Source organism: Psychrobacter sp. TPE 89C (assembly GCF_055522395.1).
On record NZ_JBVFXW010000002.1, the window covers coordinates 33449 to 52637 of the forward strand.

The window sequence follows — 19189 nt, forward strand, 5'->3', positions numbered from 1 at the left end:
ATCTATGAATCTTACTGAATTAAAGAAAAAATCAATCGCTGAGCTATTGGCTATCGCAAAAGAAATGGGTCTTGATAATATGGCACGTAGCCGTAAACAAGACATCATCTTTGCTATCCTCAAAACCCATGCCCGTAACGGTGAAGCCATTTATGGTGACGGCGTTCTTGAGGTTCTTCCTGATGGTTTTGGCTTTTTACGCTCATCAGAAGGCTCTTATTTAGCGGGTCCTGATGATATCTACGTCAGCCCTAGCCAAATTCGCCGCTTTAGCCTAAAGACGGGTGACAGTATCGCTGGTACGATTCGTCCACCAAAAGATTCTGAGCGTTATTTTGCGCTACTAAAGGTCGGCGAAATCAACTTTGATACGCCAGATCGCTCACGTCATAAGCTTATCTTTGAGAACTTAACCCCACTATTCCCAACTGAACAATTAAAGCTCGAGCTGGGTAATGGTACCACCGAAGATTTGACGGGTCGTATCATCGACCTAATCGCACCGATCGGTAAAGGTCAGCGCTCTATTATCGTTGCACCGCCAAAAGCTGGTAAAACGATGCTGCTACAAACTATCGCGCAGTCAATTACCCGTAATAATCCTGAGTGTTATCTCATCGTACTATTGATCGATGAGCGCCCAGAAGAAGTCACTGAGATGGTACGTACGGTACGCGGCGAAGTGGTTGCCTCTACTTTTGATGAGCCACCACAGCGCCATGTTCAAGTGGCCGAAATGGTCATCGAAAAAGCCAAGCGTTTGGTCGAGCATAAGCAAGATGTGGTTATCTTACTTGACTCAATTACCCGTCTAGCGCGTGCGTATAACACGGTCATACCATCGTCAGGCAAAGTGTTGACAGGTGGTCTGGATGCCAATGCGCTAGAGCGTCCAAAACGCTTCTTTGGTGCTGCACGTAACGTCGAAGAAGGTGGCAGCTTGACAATTATTGCCAGTGCTCTTATCGATACTGGTAGTAAGATGGATAGCGTTATCTTTGAAGAATTCAAAGGTACAGGTAACCAAGAGATTACGCTTGAGCGTGATTTGGCTGAAAAACGTGTCTTCCCTGCGATTAATATCAAAAAATCTGGTACTCGCCGCGAAGAGCGCCTGCTTGATGAAGATAAATTGCGCAAAGTTTGGATTTTACGTAAGTTACTACAGCCGATGGATGGCGTACAAGCAACGGAGTTCTTGTTGGATCGCCTAAAAGAAGCGAAGACCAATGATGAATTCTTTGACCAAATGAAGCGTAAATCACAAAACTAATGCTAGCGCTGAGTTGCTTTAGTATAATAGGCAAACATTTAGCTTAAATAAAAAAGACCGCTTTCGAGCGGTCTTTTCTATTTTTAAGACTGAAGACTGCAATCAGCAGTCTCAACCGACCTACTACCTACCTACTATCTATGCAAGTGCAATAACTTCTAGAAAAATATTCATCAAGGACACAGTGGAGAAACATCCTTTACAGGATATTTGCAAAGAATAGCGCTTTTACTACGCGCAAAAATTATTAGTTGAGTTAGTATAGGCATACTCTGCTACACAAATCGACAGCAGTATCAATTTTTGATACATTCAATGCAGTCTTTATTAATACAGACCACGATATGTCTTGCGGTAACACAATAGGTTATCTTGAGACTATTGCCCAAGTATCTTGATACTTTATATCAGTACCAAAATACTTGGACAATGCAAATATCGTGTTTTGATTATGATCAACCAACTTGATAACTTAACAGGTGATATTATGAAATTTGCTAAAACTATTGCGATGACTGCCCTTACTAGCTCTGCTCTTATCATGGGCGGCTGTGCAACTAACGGATATAGCAGTGGCTTGAGCAACACTGCTAAAGGTGCTGCTGTGGGCGCTGCTGCAGGTGCTGTTCTTAAAAGTAACGGCGACAGCAAAGATATCGCTCGTGGCGCACTTGGTGGTGCTGCTGTAGGTGGTGCTGGTGCTTATATTCTTGACCAAACTCGTTAATTGATCTTATCAAGGCTGAATATTAATATTACCTTGATAGAATCTTAGCTGAAACAAAAAAGCCTGCAATCAATTGTAGGCTTTTTTGTTTCTAACTCATAAGTTGAAAGTAAATCCGCTTATCATGATCTACGATACGCTTATAGTGATACCTAATACACTTATAGCGCTCCGCTAAACGTATCACAAGACTGTACGCTACCACTCTCTAAACCACGAGTAAACCATTGCACGCGCTGCTGACTGGTACCATGAGTAAAGTTATCAGGTACAACTGCTCCGCCACTGGCCTTCGCTAAACGATCATCACCGATTTGACTGGCTGCATTGATGGCTTCATCGATATCGCCCGCTTCCAAGAACTGCACACGCTCTTGGTTACGCTGTGCCCAAACCCCTGCAAAGCAGTCCGCCTGTAACTCTTGCAATACTGACAGCTTATTAGATTCTGCTTGTGTCACTTGCTGACGGGCCTCATTGACTTGTTGGCTAATACCCAGCAGCGTCTGCACATGGTGACCCACTTCATGCGCGATGACATAGGCCTGAGCAAAATCACCCGCCTTGCCTTCGTTGCCTTCATCACCAGAGCCTTGTTTATCACCTGTGATACCAAGGTTTTGACTCATTTCTACAAAAAATGATTTATCTAAATAAACAGTCTGATCTGCTGGGCAATAAAACGGACCTGTCGCAGCGCTAGCGCTACCGCAAGCTGAACTCACTTGACCATTAAACAAAATCAATGAAGGCTCTTTATAGGTACTACCTGCTTCATTGAATATTTGATGCCAGACCTCTTCTGTATCAGCCAATACCACTTTTACAAACTGCGTATCCCGATCCGTACTGGTTGCAGCTTCAGTAGAGGCATCACTACTTCCACCGCCTGTAACGGCTTGACCTGTCTGCAAAGCTGTCATTGGATTTACCCCAAATACTAGCCATAAGATACCAGCAATGATAATACCACCGATACCACCACCAACCATCTTTCCACCACCACTGCTGGTGCGTACGTTCGAACTACCACGTCGACCTTGCCATTTCATAATTCTACTCCTCAAACATACGATAGGTACTGCTGCTCGTATTGATAGTTATTCATGTAATGTTACATCCAATACTGCTTTTTATCTTGATACTTTAACTTATTATATTAAAAATAATAGGCTGTATAGGCCTTTCGATAGATAACACCTCTTTAGTTTACTCACATTACATCAAACGTTACATTTATTTACTGATTAATCATCGTGAAAGCAGTAAATTATTGCAAGTTAAATTAGAAGTTAATACTAAAAAAACTTCTTTAAAAACAATCTGATGTCATTGATTATGTTTTTTTTGATATCACGAAGGGTATTAAAAATTATAATCAATATACGAAGTAAAATTAAACTTACAATTTTATTGTTACTTAATTGTACGGACTATTTCCATTTAGATAGAAAACATATAGAATGCGTGCAAGCTGAGTAGCTGTAACTGGAAGTCGTTGAATACTGAGAAATCTCGGATTTCAACCCATGTTGCTGCTATTGATCATTTCATTTTTCCGGAGAAAACACTATGAAACTTAAATTACTTGCTCTAGCTGGTATCATGACTGCAACTATGGGCCTAACTGCCTGTGACAGCAGCAAAGAAAACGCTGCTGAAGATTTATCTGACGCGCAAGAAGAAGTGCAAGACGCTTCTGCAGAACTAGACGAAGCTGCTGCTGAAGGCGAAGTAACTGCTGATGCTGACGCTGCTGTTGCTGGCGCTGAAGCTGACATCGCTGATGCTCAAGCTGCAACTGCTACTGACGAAATGGACGCTGAAGTTCCTGTAGACGGCGAAGCAACTACTAGCATGGATGTAGCTAGCGAAACTCCAGCTGTTGACGCTGCTGACGAAGTTGTTGTTGAAGAGCCAGCTGCTCAGTAATTTTATCGTTTATACGATGAATATACTGTAGTAAAAAAAGAGAGCTTTAGCTCTCTTTTTTTGTGCCTGTTATTTATGATACATAACAAACTAATACTGTAATGTTTACTGATATTGCTATTCATACATCGTTTAAGCATATCAACATGCTTAGCTTGCACACCTAGACTATATAGTGAGTATCAATCGACGACCTAAATACCAAAACTTAAGCCGTCATCATCAATACAACCATCTAGATTAGGCATCAAATAGACGCTCATCAACCTGTTGGCGAAATTTCTGTCCTGTTTTAAAGGTAACCACACGGCGTGCTGATACCGCAACGGGCTCCCCTGTTTTTGGATTACGGCCTGGTCGGCTGTTTTTATCTTTAAGCTCAAAATTGCCAAAGCCTGAAAGCTTGACCTCTTTGCCATCAATCAAACTCTCTGACAACTCATCAAAAAAGTTCTCAACCAAACAGCGACCTTCTTGGCGTGTTAGGTTAAGGTGACTCATCAAGTGCTCGATCATGTCAGATTTGGTTAAGGTGCTCACAGTACAACTCCTATGCTATGTCGTGATGTCGAATATCATGGTTTAGCGGTATGAGGGTTAATGTTAGCTATTATAAAGGTTTTTGGACGTTTTTTTAATAAAAAGCGCATGAAAGTCCTTTATTAATAACTACTTAACGTATTTTAGGGCTTTCTATTAATAGCAATGCCCCGTAGCCTTATAAGTAGAAAAGCTACAGAGCATTGTTTATTGTCTATATTAAATATTAGCTATCGCGTAACTGCGCAGAGTGCTGTGCTGTTAGCGCTTGCACAACCTTATCAGTAGCCGTTTTTATCACGTCATCAGACAAAGTCTGGCTGCTGTCTTGCCATACTAGTGCAAATGCCAGTGAGCGCTGACCCGTCGGTACTTTATCGCCTTGATAAACATCAAATAACCAAAGATCCGTCAATAGCTCACCTGCAGCAGCACGAATCGTGGTTTCTAGTGTCTGCAAACTAATATCGCTATCGACTAGGATGGCAATATCGCGGCGTACTTGTGGGAACTTGCTAGGCGTGCTGATGGCATGCTGCTCACGAGCGACATCTAATAAGGGTGCAAGTGACAACTGCGCAACCCAAGTAGCTGGTAGGTCTAACTGTTTTGCGGTATTAGGATGCAATTGACCAAGCCAACCAACGTACTGATCATCAATATATAATTTAGCGCTTTGGCCAGGATGTAAAAAGTTTAGTCCACTGCGCTCATAACGGATACGAGCACCCTCTATTTGCGCAGGTAATAACTGCTCGATATCATGTTTGAGGTCATAAAAGTCTAAAGCACGATTTTGATAGGCTTGCTCATCCCACACATTACCGACTGCGACCAAAGCAATACTTGGGGTCTGTACTAATTCGCTGATACTCTGGCCGACAAAGCTAAGACCTGTTTCAAAGAAACGTACACGTGGCTGTTGACGGTTCAAGTTATATTGCACACATGGCAATAGACTTGACAGTAAGGTACGGCGCATAACGGCTAAATCACTAGAGATAGGATTAGCCAGTGCTAATACCTCTCCTAGCGCTTCATCATCAAGTAACGCTTCTATTTTTGCATCACTAAAGCTAAAGCTAATAGCTTCCATATAACCGGTATCAACCAACGCCAGCTTCATCTCATGAGTCAAGTCTGCGGTATCATCATAATCCATGCTGACTTGCAAATGTGGCAAGATGCTTGGGATATTGTCATAACCATAAATACGGGCAATCTCTTCGATCAAGTCTTCTTTAATACTCATATCAAAACGATAAGATGGCGGCTTACAGACTAAAGCATCTGTTTGCTGCTCTACGTCAAAACCCAATTGAGTTAAGATACGCACCATCTCTGTTGAATCAATATCGATCCCAATAACATCACGTACTTTCGCGATTGGCAAAGTAATTGGCGCACGTGCTGGTAAATGCTCACTACTCTCAGCTTTTACGATAGGGCCCGCTTGGCCACCAGTGACGCTAATAATCAAATCACAAGCGCGTGCCAATGCGAGCTCTGGTAACTCAAAATCCACCCCACGCTCAAAACGTTGCGACGCATCAGTATGTAAACCAAAGCGACGTGCGCGAGCGGCGATAGCAAGCTGACCAAAGAAAGCACTTTCTACAACAATATTGGTCGTACTATCCGTAACGCTACTACGCTGGCCACCCATAATACCAGCAAGTGCCAATGCGCCTTTATCATCGGCAATCACGAGCTCATCACCCGTTAGAGTAACCGTCTGCTCATTGAGTAAAGTAATGGTTTCTGCAGGCTCTGCCAAACGAACAACGATATCACCAACGATGGTATCTGCATCAAAAGCATGTAGCGGCTGACCCAACTCCATCAATACATAGTTGGTCACATCAACCAAGAAGTTGTGTGAGCGTAGTCCTGATTGAACGAGGGCATCTTGCATCCACTTTGGTGTCTCAATACTACGATCAATATTGCTAATCGATTGTAATAAGTAGCGTGGACATGCTTCAACTGCATTTACTGTAACGCTTGGCGTTGCACCATTTTCAGTAATGGTGATGTTTTCAGCGATGGTTGGCATTTGCATTGGTAAGTCGTTGATGACTGATATTTCACGTGCAATACCACGTACACTAAAGCAATCACCACGGTTTGGTGTGATAGAGATATCCAATATCTGATTGTCTAAGCCTAGATATTCACGGATATCTATACCGATCGGCGCATCTGCAGGTAATTCAAGCAAACCGTCTATGCTATCTGTTAAATCAATTTCGGAAGCACCGCAAAGCATACCGTTAGAGGCCACGCCGCGTAGGTTACCGTTTTTAATTTTGAAGCCTTTCTTGTCATCGCTTGGGAGTACTGCCCCAACGGTGGCAACAGGTGCTTTCATACCAACGGTGACATTAGGTGCGCCGCATACAATTTGTAGCAGCTCAGCTTCACCAATATTTACCTGCGTGACTCGCAGTTTATCAGCGTCTGGATGTTGCTCAACGCTGACGACTTCTCCGATGACCACACCACTAAAAGCACGAGCAACCGCATAGCGATCATCAATCTCTAGTCCTGCCATCGTTAACTGTTCGGCCAACTGTTCGCTGGTATTCGTGGGATTCACCCATTGACGTAGCCACTGTTCGCTAATTTTCATAAATATCTCGGATCAGAATTTTATAATAAAGTGTTGGAGTAAAGCTTGGCGAATTAACTTGCTATAGTAAATCCTATATAAACTAGATACAGCGTCAGGCGCGCTCAGTCTACAATTTGTAGCACTTTCACTCACCTTCCTTGAATCTAAATTATCTTGAACTGACTATATATGAATAAGGAAAACTCTAGCCAAATTGCTTTAAGAAGCGCACGTCATTTTGGAAAAACAGACGTAAATCGTCAATACCGTAATACAGCATCGCAAAGCGCTCGATACCCATGCCAAATGCAAAGCCAGTATACTTTTCAGCATCAATGCCGCAGTTGGTTAGTACTTGTGGATGTACCATACCGCAGCCCATGACCTCAAGCCACTTGCCATTATCATCTAAGATATCTACTTCTGCAGAAGGCTCAGTAAACGGGAAAAATGATGGGCGGAAACGAACGGTCAGTTCTTTGGCAAAAAATGCTTCTAAAAACTCACTAATCAAGCCTTTTAGCTCAGCAAAGGTGCTCGACTCAGTAACCATAAGCCCTTCTAACTGATGAAACATCGGTGAGTGGGTTTGATCTGAATCATTGCGATAGACGCGACCTGGACAAATAATGCGAATGGGTGGTTCGTTCTTTTCCATCGTGCGGATCTGAACAGGACTGGTATGCGTACGCAGTAGGTAATGCGCATCAAAATAGAAGGTATCATGCATCGCACGTGCTGGATGGTGCGACGGAATATTGAGTGCTTCAAAATTATAATAATCACTCTCAACTTCAGGGCCAGTCGCGACATTGAAGCCTGCTTGAATAAAATACTGCTGCATGCGCTGAGTAATCATCGTTACTGGATGCAAATGACCTTTTTGACCACCGCGAGCAGGCAACGTAATATCGATACTTTCTGCTTCAAGCTTGGCATTTAATGCGGCCACTTCCAACTGTTGTTGCTGGTCAGTCAATGCTTGCTGAATACGGCTACGAACTTGATGTAACCAGCCACCGTAGGTTTTTTTGTCATCAGCACTGAGTTTGCCCATTTGCTTTGACCAGCCAGTTAATGGGCTCTTTTTACCTGTCAATTGTACACGCAAATCTTGCAACTCACGCGCATCAGTAATCTGTAAAACCAATGCTTCAGCAGCACTCGCAAACTCAGTCAGTTGAGCTTCATTCAGCTCACTGAGCTCTGAGGATAAGGTCGGTAGCGCCGACAAATCGTTGATAGCAGCAGGGGTAGTCATAAGACGCATTATTCCTGATTTAAACGGACTATTAATAATAGTGATTGGTAATTGTAGGGGTTTGACCAAATATTGCAAACCATTTACCCATTCATTTTAAAATAAAGGCTAATAATATGAATGGCTTGAATATTTAGACAACGAAAAATTTAATTGCACATCAAACGAAATTTTTCTGAATTCGGATAGTGCAAATACAGTCAGCTCTAAAATATTTTAATATAAAAAAAGCCACCGACCAGCGGTAGCTTTTATTAATATCGTACTATTAATCAATATTAGTTCTATTTATTTAAATAGGCTAATATTTATGCTAGTTCCGCTTTTGCTTTTTCAACCAATGCAGTGAAAGTCGCTGCATCATGCATAGCGATGTCAGCAAGTACGCGACGATCGATTGCGATGTTAGCTTTTTTCATGCCATTGATAAAGCGGCTATAGCTCAAACCGTTTAAGCGTGCACCAGCATTGATACGTGCAATCCAAAGACGACGGAAGGTACGTTTTTTGTTGCGACGGTCACGATAAGCATATTGACCAGCTTTGGTCACTGCTTGTACCGCTACACGATAAACACGTGAACGGGCACCGTAGTAGCCTTTTGCGCGTTTTAGGATTTTTTTGTGACGACGATTCGCCTGTACACCACGTTTTACACGGGCCATAAATTACTCCAAGATATTTTTAATCATTATTAAACGAATCACGATGTCATCAAATAGTAGACATCGTTATCAGATTGCAAGGTCAAATATTTTTAATTAAGTGGCTATTAATTGAATAGCGCTTGATTAAATGTATATGACGATAGGCTATTAGATGTATGGGCACATACGACGAACTGCTGCTTCGTCAGACTTGTCCACCATCTTAAGACCGCGCAACTGGCGAATACGCTTAGCTGATTTCTTGGTCAAGATATGGCTTTTGTTTGCTTGCTTACGCTTGAAGCCGTTTGCTGTTTTTTTGAAGCGTTTAGCTGCACCGCTTCTGGTTTTCATCTTAACTTTCATGATGATTTGCCTCTTTGTCTTTGATAGAACCTGGTCGTCAAATAGTACATACGAATAGTGGCTTTAAAAACAACCACTAAACCTCTATTTGCCTCGAGGTGGGAGGCCGTATTTTAGCAGATAGCACGCTGTTTTGCCAAGGAAAGTTTTAATCTTGCCCCAGTAAACCATCATAGTAGATAACGAGTATGAACCGACTGCTAGCCTTTCTCATAAAAACACCAATAAAACAGGAAAATCCTCTGCAAATAGATTGAATGTCAGCTTAAGCTGTGCTTAAGTAGAGAGTGGATATTGGTATAGTTTGGGCGCTAATAATACAAGACTGCTTATCACACTTATTAGCCATATATCATGCGGTCGTCATCGTTACGATGTTACCAATCTATATCAAGATCAGCAGAACTCATCGCCTGCCGTCAAACTAGGAAATAATGTGTCAAGAAAAGAGTTGGATTTTGATAACGATTTATTTGTCTTTGAAACAGTCATGCGTGTACGTCATACTGAAGTAGATATAGGCCAGCATCTGACACTCGAGTCATTGACAGCATTGGTGACTGAAGCACGCGCGCGATTCTTGCACTCCAAAGGTATTAAAGAGATCAATACCGACTATCAAGGCTTAATTATTGATGAGTTACAGTTAAACATTGATAGTCGTGTACGATTGCGTGACCAACTCCTGTTTGAGATAGGCGTCGAGCCGTTGTATGATGACGGCGGAAATATGGTGATAAAAGTCACGCGTATGCATACGGGTGAAACAGTGGCTAAAGCACGACTGCATTTTCTCAGTTACGACTTCCGGCTAAATAAAGTGACTGCGCTCAATAACACTTTAAAAGAAGCGCTATACCCACACTTAGTTAATCTTTAACATTGTTTTTCTTAAAATACTGTCTTTGCTTAAGCAGCTTCTTCGCTCACCATGTCAAGAGAGTGAGTACGCTTGATGCATTGACCATTCCTTACTTCATACTTATAAGATGACAGATATATTATGACTTTACCTGCTTGGCTGGCTGCCATAAAATTTAATGATGATGGTTTGATTCCTGCAATTGCTCAAGACCATAAGTCTGGGCGTATTTTGATGATGGCATGGATGAATGCGGAAGCGCTCCAACTGACTGCACAAACGCAGACGGCGGTTTATTTTTCGCGCTCACGCAATAAGCTGTGGCACAAAGGCGAGTCGTCAGGTCATACTCAAACTGTCCACGATATTCGCTTGGACTGTGATGCAGATGTGATTGTACTGAACGTCACCCAAGCTGGCGGTATTGCTTGCCACACTGGCCGAGAGTCTTGTTTTTATCAGCGTTTAGATTTATCTGGACAAACGCCTGAGTGGGAAACCGTTGATAAGGTGCTAAAAGATCCTGCTGATATCTACCATTCAGATGCAACGAGTGCTCCTCATCAAGATAATGAAGCTAATGCAGTTGGCACAGTCGCGAATAATGAGAGCCAAACAGAAAGTGCATCTATTTTGCAGCAGCTTGATAATGTATTGGCTGAGCGTAAGCAAGCAGATGCTGATAGCTCTTATGTGGCAAGCCTATACGCCAAAGGGTTGAATAAAATATTAGAAAAAGTCGGTGAAGAAAGTACTGAAAGCATCATCGCTGCCAAAGACTTTGCCCATTGCGACGAAAACATAGACAAAGCGCAATATGATGAGGCACGTCATGAGCTCATTTATGAAGTAGCTGATGTCTGGTTTCATACGTTGGTTGGACTGGCATGGTTCGATATTGAGTCGGACGCTGTATTAAACGAGCTAGGACGTCGCTTTGGACTCTCGGGCATCGATGAAAAGGCGTCACGATAACTTGTGATGTTGTAAAATCAGTCTAATGAAGACAGCTTGTGAAATCGTAAAATAATCAGCTACTCTGTTTGAATATTTTGCGATTTCACCCTTTTGTCACAACTGCAGGTTATAATATAGCTCTTTTAACGTCGCATTATATGTCGATACTTTTTTTTACTATATTGCTATGTAATAAATGCAAAGCTATAAACGTAAAGTATTCATATATAGACTGAAAACCAAGACATAAGGATAGCTTTATGGGCAGTTTTTCTATTACGCATTGGCTGATACTATTGGTTGTGGTGGTCGTCGTATTTGGCACCTCTAAACTGAGAAATGCTGGCAAAGATTTAGGCGGCGCAGTTAAGGGCTTTAAAGAAGCGGTCAAAGACGAAAATACAGAGCATGCTAAAAAGCACGCCGTCCTTGATCATGATAACAATACCCGTACCACAGAGCGCTCAGCTACTGACAACGTCAATAATAGCGATATCAACGCAGCCCCAACTGACGATAAGCACAACGTATAATGCCTATAGCACTTCGCCAGCCTGTAGTTCCTAGATAGTGACACTCAACCATTATGTTTGATATTGGGTTTTCCGAATTACTCCTTTTTGGCATAATCGCCTTGATAGTCCTAGGTCCAGAAAAACTGCCTCAGGCAGCACGGACGGCTGGGCAATGGTATGCCAAAATTCGCCGCACGGTTTCTACCTTACAGTCTGAAATAGAGGCTGAATTAGATTTGGCTGAAACACGCCAGCAAATGCAAAAAGAGCTGGCCAAAATTCGTCAAACTGAGTCGGATATGAAACGCGAGCTAGCAGAAATGCGTGGCAATATGAAAGAGTTTGAAAATGCTCAAAACCAACAATTCAATGCAGCACATGATACTGTCGGTAAGGCTACACATGGCAGAGCTGATGAAAATAATGGTGAGCAAAATAGTAGTGAACAAAAAAGTCAGTCAGGCACGCCTAAAGAATTCGATTACGCCTATGGGCAAGATACGACACTAGCAGATACTAAGCAGCCATTAGAAGCAGACGACAGTTTGCACGGCTTTCCCACAGGTAGGACACCCCTAGATAATACTCATCAAGTGGTTCAAAACATCACGACCAAACCTTGGGAAAATATGTGGTTCCGTCTTGGTGCGTATGACAAAGCTCGCCGTCTGCCTATGCCTCCCTACTTACCAAATTATAAAGCTGATGTTTTATTAAATAGTCCTGTAAGTACCCAAACTTCTGACAATAAACAGGAGTCTGATTGATGGGATTATTCAAACGCAAAAAAAGCCGTCAAGAAAAAGCCGCTAGTTCAGATAAAGAAGCAACTACCGATACAATGGATAAAAATGAGTCTACAGATGCGTTAAGCGCTGTAGCTGACATGCCCATTACAGAGCATTTGATTGAGTTACGTAGACACTTGATCAAAATATGTGTTGCGGTACTGGTCATATTTTTGGCTTTGGTAGGCTATTCGCGCGAGCTATATAACTTGTTGTCTGACCCACTGGTTGCACAACTGCCAGCCAATTCAACCATGATTGCGACAGACATCACCTCCAATTTTATGGCTCCGATACGTCTGACTGTCTTTGTCGCTGCATTCTTTGCCATGCCTTATATTTTGTATCAAATTTGGTCATTTGTCGCACCAGGCTTATATAAAAAAGAAAAGAAAATTGCTATTCCTGTACTGCTATCCTCTATATTTTTATTTTATTCTGGTGTGGCGTTTGCTTACTTTATCGTACTCAAAGGGGTGCTAAAGTTCTTTATCATGTTTGCCCCGCAAAACGTCCTACCAATGACAGATATTGACAGTTATCTAAGCTTTGCACTCAAACTGTTTATGGTATTTGGACTGACCTTTGAGATTCCAGTCGTCACTTTGCTATTGATATTGACTGGCATTGTCTCCATTCAGAGCTTAGAAGACAAACGCCGCTATATCATTGTCGGCTGTTTTGCCGTGGCAGCAGTTGTCACACCGCCCGATGGGGTATCGATGCTTATGCTTGCCATTCCGATGTGGTTGTTGTTTGAGCTTGGTTTGTTTTTAGCCAAAATCTTAATCAAAGAAGAGCCTAGCGCTGCTCTAGCTGCTAATACGGCCTCGCACAAAGAATGAACTTACCAGTTAATTCAAAACAGGCCAACGCGCTAATCTGTTAATATGGTTACTTCAGCCTCAAGTAATCGTCGATACATCTTTTGACTATATTATCACTAATCAGCCATTGTCTATGCAGTGGCTTTTTTTACCCCCATCATTTTTGACCATGTTTTACTCTTTTAGGTAACTTTGTTATGTCCGCATCTATGCCAGCTTATATGAGCGATCCCACTGACGAGCAATTAAATGCGCTCAATATGGCGATGGATCACAAGTCATTCAAAGTGGTGGCTTATGCGGGTGCTGGTAAAACCACGACATTAAAGCTAATCGGTGAGCGCCTGCGCGGACGCGGCTTATATTTAGCCTTTAACAAAACGATTGCCAATGATGCTCGTTCAAAGTTTCCACCACATGTGGAATGTCGTACTTTTCACTCACTTGCCTATCGTCATGTCGCACGTGATATCACGGCCAAACTATCCTTGCCGCGCTTTTCACCCAAGCGGCTTGGCGATGATTTGGGCTTGCAACCCGTCCAAGTGCGTCGGCAAATGGATGGCATAAACAAATATATTACGCTCACGCCAGCTCGATTATCGCGCTTCGTCAGTGACGCCGTGAGCAATTTTTGTAGTACGCATGCCAGCTACCCTGCACCCAGACATATATTGTTTCCAAGTTGGCTCGATGAGTCAGATGCAGAGCAATTGCGTGAGATGCTCTACCCTGCCGTAGAGCATCGTTGGTTACAGTCGATTGATGCGCGTCATCCTGCTGGCATCGGGCATGATATTTATCTGAAGCTTTGGGCACTGTCTAAGCCAAGCATTCCAGCGGATTTTATCTTATTTGATGAAGCACAAGATGCAGATCCATTGATGATGGGGATTTTGACTCAACAACCGAGACAGGTCATCTATGTAGGCGATGCGCATCAGCAGATTTACGAGTGGCGCGGTGCGGTCAATGCAATGAAAAAACTGCCGCTGCCGCAAACCTTATTGACGCAGTCTTTTCGCTTTGGCGAGCCAATTGCCGAAGTTGCCAATACATTGTTGAAGGCATTGCAAGAAGACGTGCCGCTCAAGGGCAATCCTAATAAACAATCCTCTACCGAAAAAGGCATGGTACACAGTAAAAAAGATGCCATTCTATGCCGTACAAATGCCGCTGCGATGTCGCAATTATTGACTGGACTTAAACTCGGTCATAGAGTGGCGCTGCAAGCCGATACAGATCGCATGCTCAAATTCTGTCAGGCCGCCGAAAACTTAAAAAATGGCAAGTCTGCTTATGGTGTGCCCGAGCTGGCATATTTTTATAATTGGGGCGATGTACAAGAATACGCCGAAACCAATGAAGGCAGCGATCTCAAAACTCTGGTGAAGTTGGTCGATGACCATGGCACCAATGTCCTGAGCCAAGCGGTCAATAGCTTGACCAGTATCGAAAATGCTGACTATGTCATCTCAACTGCTCACAAAGCCAAAGGGCTCGAATGGGGAAGGGTGCAGTTGGACGATGATTTTTATTATGATGTCACCACCAACGCCGTCAAGATAAGCCCAGAAGAATTGCGTTTACTCTATGTCGCCTGTACGCGTGCCCAGACCAACTTAGACATTCATAATATTAAAGATCTAATATCAGGATTGCAGACAGGTAAAAAAGTGATTTTTGGTAAGACTTAATTATCCTCCATCTCTGCCAACCTCAAGCTTCATTCTATCTTTTTTATAACGACCTTTAGCAGTGAACAATAAGCATGAATAATAGTCAGCAACTTCAAGCACGTCAAAACACCATCCGTCAGTTATTTGCCAATCCTGTCCGCCTCCTTGCACCAATGGAAGGGCTAACCGATCCGTTGATGCGGCAAATTCTCACGCAGATTGCGGCAGATTTAGGTCGTCCCTATGATTGGTCGGTGAGCGAGTTTATTCGTGTGACTCAGCACGTTTTACCCGCGCATGTGTTTTATAAATACGTTCCAGAATTGCGTCATGATGCCAAGACTACCTGTGGCACACCAATTCATTTGCAACTTTTAGGCAGCGAAGCGCAACTTATGGCAGACAATGCTGCTTATGCTGCCGAGCTTGGTGCACCTGCTATTGACATCAATTTTGGTTGCCCTGCCAAGACAGTAAACAGCCATCGTGGTGGTTCCGTATTATTGGATGAACCTGAAACCATGTATCAGATTATCAGTGCAGTGCGGAAAGCGGTACCTGCTGACATTCCAGTCTCGGCCAAGATTCGTTTGGGATATACCGATACCAGTAGAATGGATGATATTCGTGGCGCGATTAACGACAGTGGTACTGATTGGTTGACCATTCATGCACGGACCAAAACCCAAGGCTATAAGCCACCCGCCTATTGGGATAAGATTCAAAGTTTTAACGCGCTCGATATTCCAGTCATTGCCAACGGTGAAATATGGAATTCAGAACATGCACAGAACTGCATGACGCAAGCTGCTACAGAACATTTAATGTTAGGTCGCGGTGCGGTTACCCGTCCAGATTTAGTTGCTCGTGTGGATTGCGGTTCAGATGATGCCATGCTAAGTGCGGCAACGTTGTCGTGGAAAGCGATGGTCACCCATCAGATAAAGTTCTTGGAAGGTCGGGCTAAAACTGAAGTGATATTGGTCGGTCGTTATAAGCAATGGCTCGCGATGCTCACCAAAGGCTATGCTGAGGCGCAGGTATTATGGGAAAGTATCAAACGAGAAAAAAATAAAGCAGTGATTATCAGTGCGCTACAATCTAGCATACAACAATAATCACCTACTCATATTTGGTTGATCTAGGGCGTGTCATCAATTAGATTGTGAGGCTTAAAATGAGAAAAATTATAGATAAACAAGGAAGAAATTGCCGTTAATATGAACATATTGACAAAATTACTGACGATGTTTAGCAAAATTTAGCCATTTTAAGACCACTAAATGTATTAATGTGCTGATTGATGATACGCCCTAGACCCTATAAAAATTAACTCTCAAGTGTTATACACTCACTCGAATCGCTAAATAGAACAGCATCAAAGAACAAGCCATCGATAACGCCCAAAGTATCGAGCGAAAAGCCGACAAATTGGTGATATAAGCCACACAAAAACCAATACGAATCAGCACATATAGCCAAGCCAATACATTGATAATCGCCTGCGGAACGAAGAATAGCATCGCTGTTAAGACAGCCGCCAAAAATATAGGCAACGTCTCATAACTGTTTTGCTGTGCCGCATTAGCACGTGCTACAACCCCTGTCCCATGCTGAAAAAAATCGCGAGGATGCGCATTATTTCTGAGCTTAAAACCGCCAGACGCTTTTGCAACGATTGATACTAACCATGGTAGTAAGCTTGCCACCACCATTGCCGAAATGGCAGATGCTGCGGTATTAGAGACCAACTCCAAAAGTGCATTCATTAATATATTCGCCTCTACCCTGCTATAACTTCAAAATCATGAGTGACGTTCACGCCGCCCTGTACCAACATTCTACTGGCTGAGCAGTATTTTTCTGCTGATAAATGGATGGCTTTTTCGACTTGTTTTTCTTTGACATCTTGACCCATCACCACGAAATGCATATGAATATCGGTATATACCGCTGGTACGGTTTCAGCGCGCTGGGCGGTTAGCTCACAACGTACATCTGTCACTGCTTGGCGTGATTTTTGTAAAATCTCTACCACATCATAGCTAGCACAACCACCAAGCCCTAATAAAATCAGCTCCATTGGACTGGCGCCTTTTTCTTTGTCTGCATCGATTTGTACATTATGTCCTGACGGTGACACGCCCATAAATGCTTTGTTTTCTTGCCACGTAACACTTGCTTTTGACTCTGACATTTTGCCTTTTCCTTATTTCAATTATTAGATTTCAATTAGCAGGTTCTCTGCTTTTTATTTTTAATAATACCCGTTGCCTTAATACTGTATGGGTAGTTATATCACGTTGCTAGTGTAGCATAAGCCAAAGCGAGATTTTATATCCCCATTGTCGTTAACTGTCGTTGGCTATTGCCATGACCTTAGTCATGTGTAGCTAGTCTAGCTGCTTTACTGCATGGTTTATTGACAACGATATTTTTTAAGTCGTAAATTAATCCCAATACACTTATATTACCGTCATTACTGAAACTTACCCTTGCCGTAATACCCTTTAAATAGACTTACAAAAGTCTATTTATAACTACTTGATTTTAAACAGCTAAACTCGTGAAACATTTTATAGCAAAATACTGTTACACATTTTGCTTGTTTCTTGGTTTAATAACGGTAATGAATCTTATTTTGACCGAATATCGACAACAATCACCTTATAATAATTATGATTATTGTCATGGTTTTAGATTGAAATAAGCTATTTTAAATAAATTAAAAAGGTTTAGTCATGATAGATGCAGACGGCTTTCGCGCCAATGTCGGCATCATCTTGGCAAATACACAAGGGCAGGTTCTGTGGGCAAAACGTATTGGTCACAACGCTTGGCAGTTTCCGCAAGGCGGTATCGACCGCGGAGAGACGCCGATGGATGCGATGTATCGCGAGCTCTGGGAAGAGGTCGGCCTACATCCGCGTCATGTAGACTTGTTGGCAGTGACGCAAGATTGGTTGCGTTATCGTCTGCCAAAACGCTATGTGCGGCATGGACAACACCCTTTGTGTATTGGGCAAAAACAAAAATGGTTTTTGCTGCGCTTAGATGAGGCAAATACTCAACATATCCGCTTCGATGAAGGGAAGCCGGAATTTGACCATTGGCAATGGGTCAGTTACTGGTATCCACTCGGACAAGTGATTCATTTTAAACGAGGAGTTTACCGCCGTGCCTTGCAAGAACTGGTACGCGAACTCCCCTTAAAGCAAGAACTGATTATCCCTGAGCAAGAAAATCATTTGATAGTGTAATAAATCGCTCAATTTATAATGTAATAAAAAACACCCTCGGTAATTGCTAGAATTTTAGCCATTACCGAGGGTGTTTTTTATTGGTTTCCAGCTATTGTTTTCAGTTACTTTGAGTGATGATCAAACTCTCGACTGGTAATATTGGCCGTGAATTTTTCGCCCGTAGCGCCCTCTTTGCGCAACGTCAAAATACTTTGGGTACGAGTCCCATAAGTGGGTACATTGTTTTCTGTATTGCCAAAAGCCACTGGTTCAATATAAACAGAAGACAGCATCTGCTCCACCTCAAACGCCACGCCAGTATCAGGCAGCTTATTTGCTGGTGCGGGCGTATTATCAGATAATACATCGAGAGCTGCCTCTTGCCAGTACTCAGGCGAGCTGTCCTCAGCAATCAGTGGCAATACTTCTTGACGCAGCCTGCCACGTAAACGTTCTGTCTTAAACCAACTGTCCTCTGGCTGACCGTTAGAGAGCACATGCAAACCTGCATACAATGGCGTTGGCGCATGACCGCGATTATTGACAATGACGGCTTGTGCTGTATCACCAATAATAAGATTGAATCCAGCGTAATCTTGCAAAGTAATATTTCGGGCAAAATCCATCGGGCTAATAATACTTGTCAAAAAGTCAGTCACGAGCGCACCGCGCGAACGTTCGTCTGTTCCTGCCTGCACGCCATCACGAAAGTTTAGTACCGCAGCCCAACGACCATTCTGCTCAAAAAAACCTGTCTTTTTTTCTTGATGAATGCCTAACCACGTGCCACCGCTTTGCTTATCACGTCCAGCATAAATAGGTTGATCAGACCATTGATGTAGCGACTCAGTTGGACGCTCCAGAAACTCATCACGATTGGACAATAATACCAATGGCAGCTCATCAAACAACTGCCAAGCAATGGCGACGATACACATAGTATTCCTTTTATAATAATC

Annotated in this window: 20 protein-coding genes; 11 read left to right on the forward strand and 9 right to left on the reverse strand. The window is 42.8% G+C overall.

Annotated elements, in window-relative coordinates; translation table 11 throughout:
- Window positions 1-4 precede the first annotated feature (4 nt).
- A complete protein-coding gene (gene rho, locus ACZW67_RS01045) occupies window positions 5-1273 on the forward strand; it encodes a transcription termination factor Rho (RefSeq protein WP_465181834.1) in 1269 nt (422 codons plus the stop codon).
- 487 nt (window positions 1274-1760) lie between these two features.
- A complete protein-coding gene (locus tag ACZW67_RS01050; RefSeq protein ID WP_110923570.1) occupies window positions 1761-2000 on the forward strand; it encodes a hypothetical protein in 240 nt (79 codons plus the stop codon).
- A gap of 161 nt (window positions 2001-2161) precedes the next feature.
- On the opposite strand, the gene ypfJ is transcribed toward ACZW67_RS01050, so the two are convergent.
- A complete protein-coding gene (gene ypfJ, locus ACZW67_RS01055; RefSeq protein ID WP_465181835.1) occupies window positions 2162-3052 on the reverse strand; it encodes a KPN_02809 family neutral zinc metallopeptidase in 891 nt (296 codons plus the stop codon).
- A 520-nt stretch (window positions 3053-3572) separates the two neighbouring features.
- On the opposite strand from ypfJ, the gene ACZW67_RS01060 reads away from it, so the two are divergent.
- Window positions 3573-3932 carry a hypothetical protein gene (locus ACZW67_RS01060; RefSeq protein WP_465181836.1) on the forward strand — a complete coding sequence of 120 codons (360 nt, stop codon included), beginning with the start codon at window positions 3573-3575 and terminating at the stop codon, window positions 3930-3932.
- Between the two features lie 240 nt (window positions 3933-4172).
- Here ACZW67_RS01060 and ACZW67_RS01065 read toward each other — a convergent pair whose 3' ends face one another.
- The 5 genes from ACZW67_RS01065 to rpmI form a co-directional block, all read right to left on the reverse strand.
- Window positions 4173-4472 (reverse strand): integration host factor subunit alpha, encoded by a 300-nt coding sequence (locus ACZW67_RS01065; protein ID WP_110923573.1) that lies wholly within the window; start codon window positions 4470-4472, stop codon window positions 4173-4175.
- Between the two features lie 226 nt (window positions 4473-4698).
- Window positions 4699-7104, reverse strand: coding sequence for a phenylalanine--tRNA ligase subunit beta (pheT, locus tag ACZW67_RS01070; protein ID WP_465181837.1), 2406 nt, complete (start codon window positions 7102-7104; stop codon window positions 4699-4701).
- Between the two features lie 187 nt (window positions 7105-7291).
- On the reverse strand, window positions 7292-8347 hold the full coding sequence (gene pheS, locus ACZW67_RS01075) for a phenylalanine--tRNA ligase subunit alpha (RefSeq protein ID WP_110923575.1): 1056 nt from the start codon (window positions 8345-8347) through the stop codon (window positions 7292-7294).
- 308 nt (window positions 8348-8655) lie between these two features.
- A complete protein-coding gene (gene rplT, locus ACZW67_RS01080) occupies window positions 8656-9012 on the reverse strand; it encodes a 50S ribosomal protein L20 (RefSeq protein ID WP_011281252.1) in 357 nt (118 codons plus the stop codon).
- A 150-nt stretch (window positions 9013-9162) separates the two neighbouring features.
- Window positions 9163-9360: a 50S ribosomal protein L35 gene (gene rpmI, locus ACZW67_RS01085; protein WP_010197866.1), complete on the reverse strand. Its 198-nt coding sequence runs from the start codon at window positions 9358-9360 to the stop codon at window positions 9163-9165.
- 436 nt (window positions 9361-9796) lie between these two features.
- On the opposite strand from rpmI, the gene ACZW67_RS01090 reads away from it, so the two are divergent.
- From ACZW67_RS01090 to ACZW67_RS01120, 7 genes are all read left to right on the forward strand, one after another.
- A complete protein-coding gene (locus ACZW67_RS01090; RefSeq protein ID WP_465181838.1) occupies window positions 9797-10240 on the forward strand; it encodes an acyl-CoA thioesterase family protein in 444 nt (147 codons plus the stop codon).
- Between the two features lie 123 nt (window positions 10241-10363).
- A complete protein-coding gene (gene hisIE / locus ACZW67_RS01095; RefSeq protein ID WP_465181839.1) occupies window positions 10364-11197 on the forward strand; it encodes a bifunctional phosphoribosyl-AMP cyclohydrolase/phosphoribosyl-ATP diphosphatase HisIE in 834 nt (277 codons plus the stop codon).
- A gap of 242 nt (window positions 11198-11439) precedes the next feature.
- Window positions 11440-11712: a Sec-independent protein translocase subunit TatA gene (gene tatA, locus ACZW67_RS01100; RefSeq protein ID WP_197102025.1), complete on the forward strand. Its 273-nt coding sequence runs from the start codon at window positions 11440-11442 to the stop codon at window positions 11710-11712.
- 53 nt (window positions 11713-11765) lie between these two features.
- A complete protein-coding gene (gene tatB, locus ACZW67_RS01105; RefSeq protein ID WP_465181840.1) occupies window positions 11766-12461 on the forward strand; it encodes a Sec-independent protein translocase protein TatB in 696 nt (231 codons plus the stop codon).
- Window positions 12461-13327: a twin-arginine translocase subunit TatC gene (tatC, locus tag ACZW67_RS01110; RefSeq protein ID WP_465181841.1), complete on the forward strand. Its 867-nt coding sequence runs from the start codon at window positions 12461-12463 to the stop codon at window positions 13325-13327. The genes tatB and tatC overlap by 1 nt, the downstream gene beginning before the upstream one ends.
- Before the next feature lie 179 nt (window positions 13328-13506).
- Window positions 13507-15006 (forward strand): UvrD-helicase domain-containing protein, encoded by a 1500-nt coding sequence (locus ACZW67_RS01115; RefSeq protein ID WP_465181842.1) that lies wholly within the window; start codon window positions 13507-13509, stop codon window positions 15004-15006.
- Window positions 15007-15080: 74 nt separating this feature from the next.
- Complete coding sequence (locus ACZW67_RS01120) at window positions 15081-16106, forward strand: tRNA dihydrouridine synthase (protein ID WP_465181843.1); 1026 nt, start codon at window positions 15081-15083, stop codon at window positions 16104-16106.
- Window positions 16107-16331: 225 nt separating this feature from the next.
- Here ACZW67_RS01120 and ACZW67_RS01125 read toward each other — a convergent pair whose 3' ends face one another.
- Window positions 16332-16757 (reverse strand): MAPEG family protein, encoded by a 426-nt coding sequence (locus ACZW67_RS01125; RefSeq protein ID WP_465181844.1) that lies wholly within the window; start codon window positions 16755-16757, stop codon window positions 16332-16334.
- 14 nt (window positions 16758-16771) lie between these two features.
- Window positions 16772-17185 (reverse strand): OsmC family protein, encoded by a 414-nt coding sequence (locus ACZW67_RS01130; RefSeq protein ID WP_465181845.1) that lies wholly within the window; start codon window positions 17183-17185, stop codon window positions 16772-16774.
- A 544-nt stretch (window positions 17186-17729) separates the two neighbouring features.
- Here ACZW67_RS01130 and ACZW67_RS01135 point away from each other — a divergent pair.
- Entirely contained in the window at window positions 17730-18248 is a 519-nt protein-coding gene (locus ACZW67_RS01135; RefSeq protein WP_110923585.1) for an RNA pyrophosphohydrolase, read from the forward strand.
- A 104-nt stretch (window positions 18249-18352) separates the two neighbouring features.
- Here ACZW67_RS01135 and ACZW67_RS01140 read toward each other — a convergent pair whose 3' ends face one another.
- On the reverse strand, window positions 18353-19168 hold the full coding sequence (locus ACZW67_RS01140) for an NRDE family protein (RefSeq protein WP_465181846.1): 816 nt from the start codon (window positions 19166-19168) through the stop codon (window positions 18353-18355).
- Between the last annotated feature and the right edge of the window lie 21 nt (window positions 19169-19189).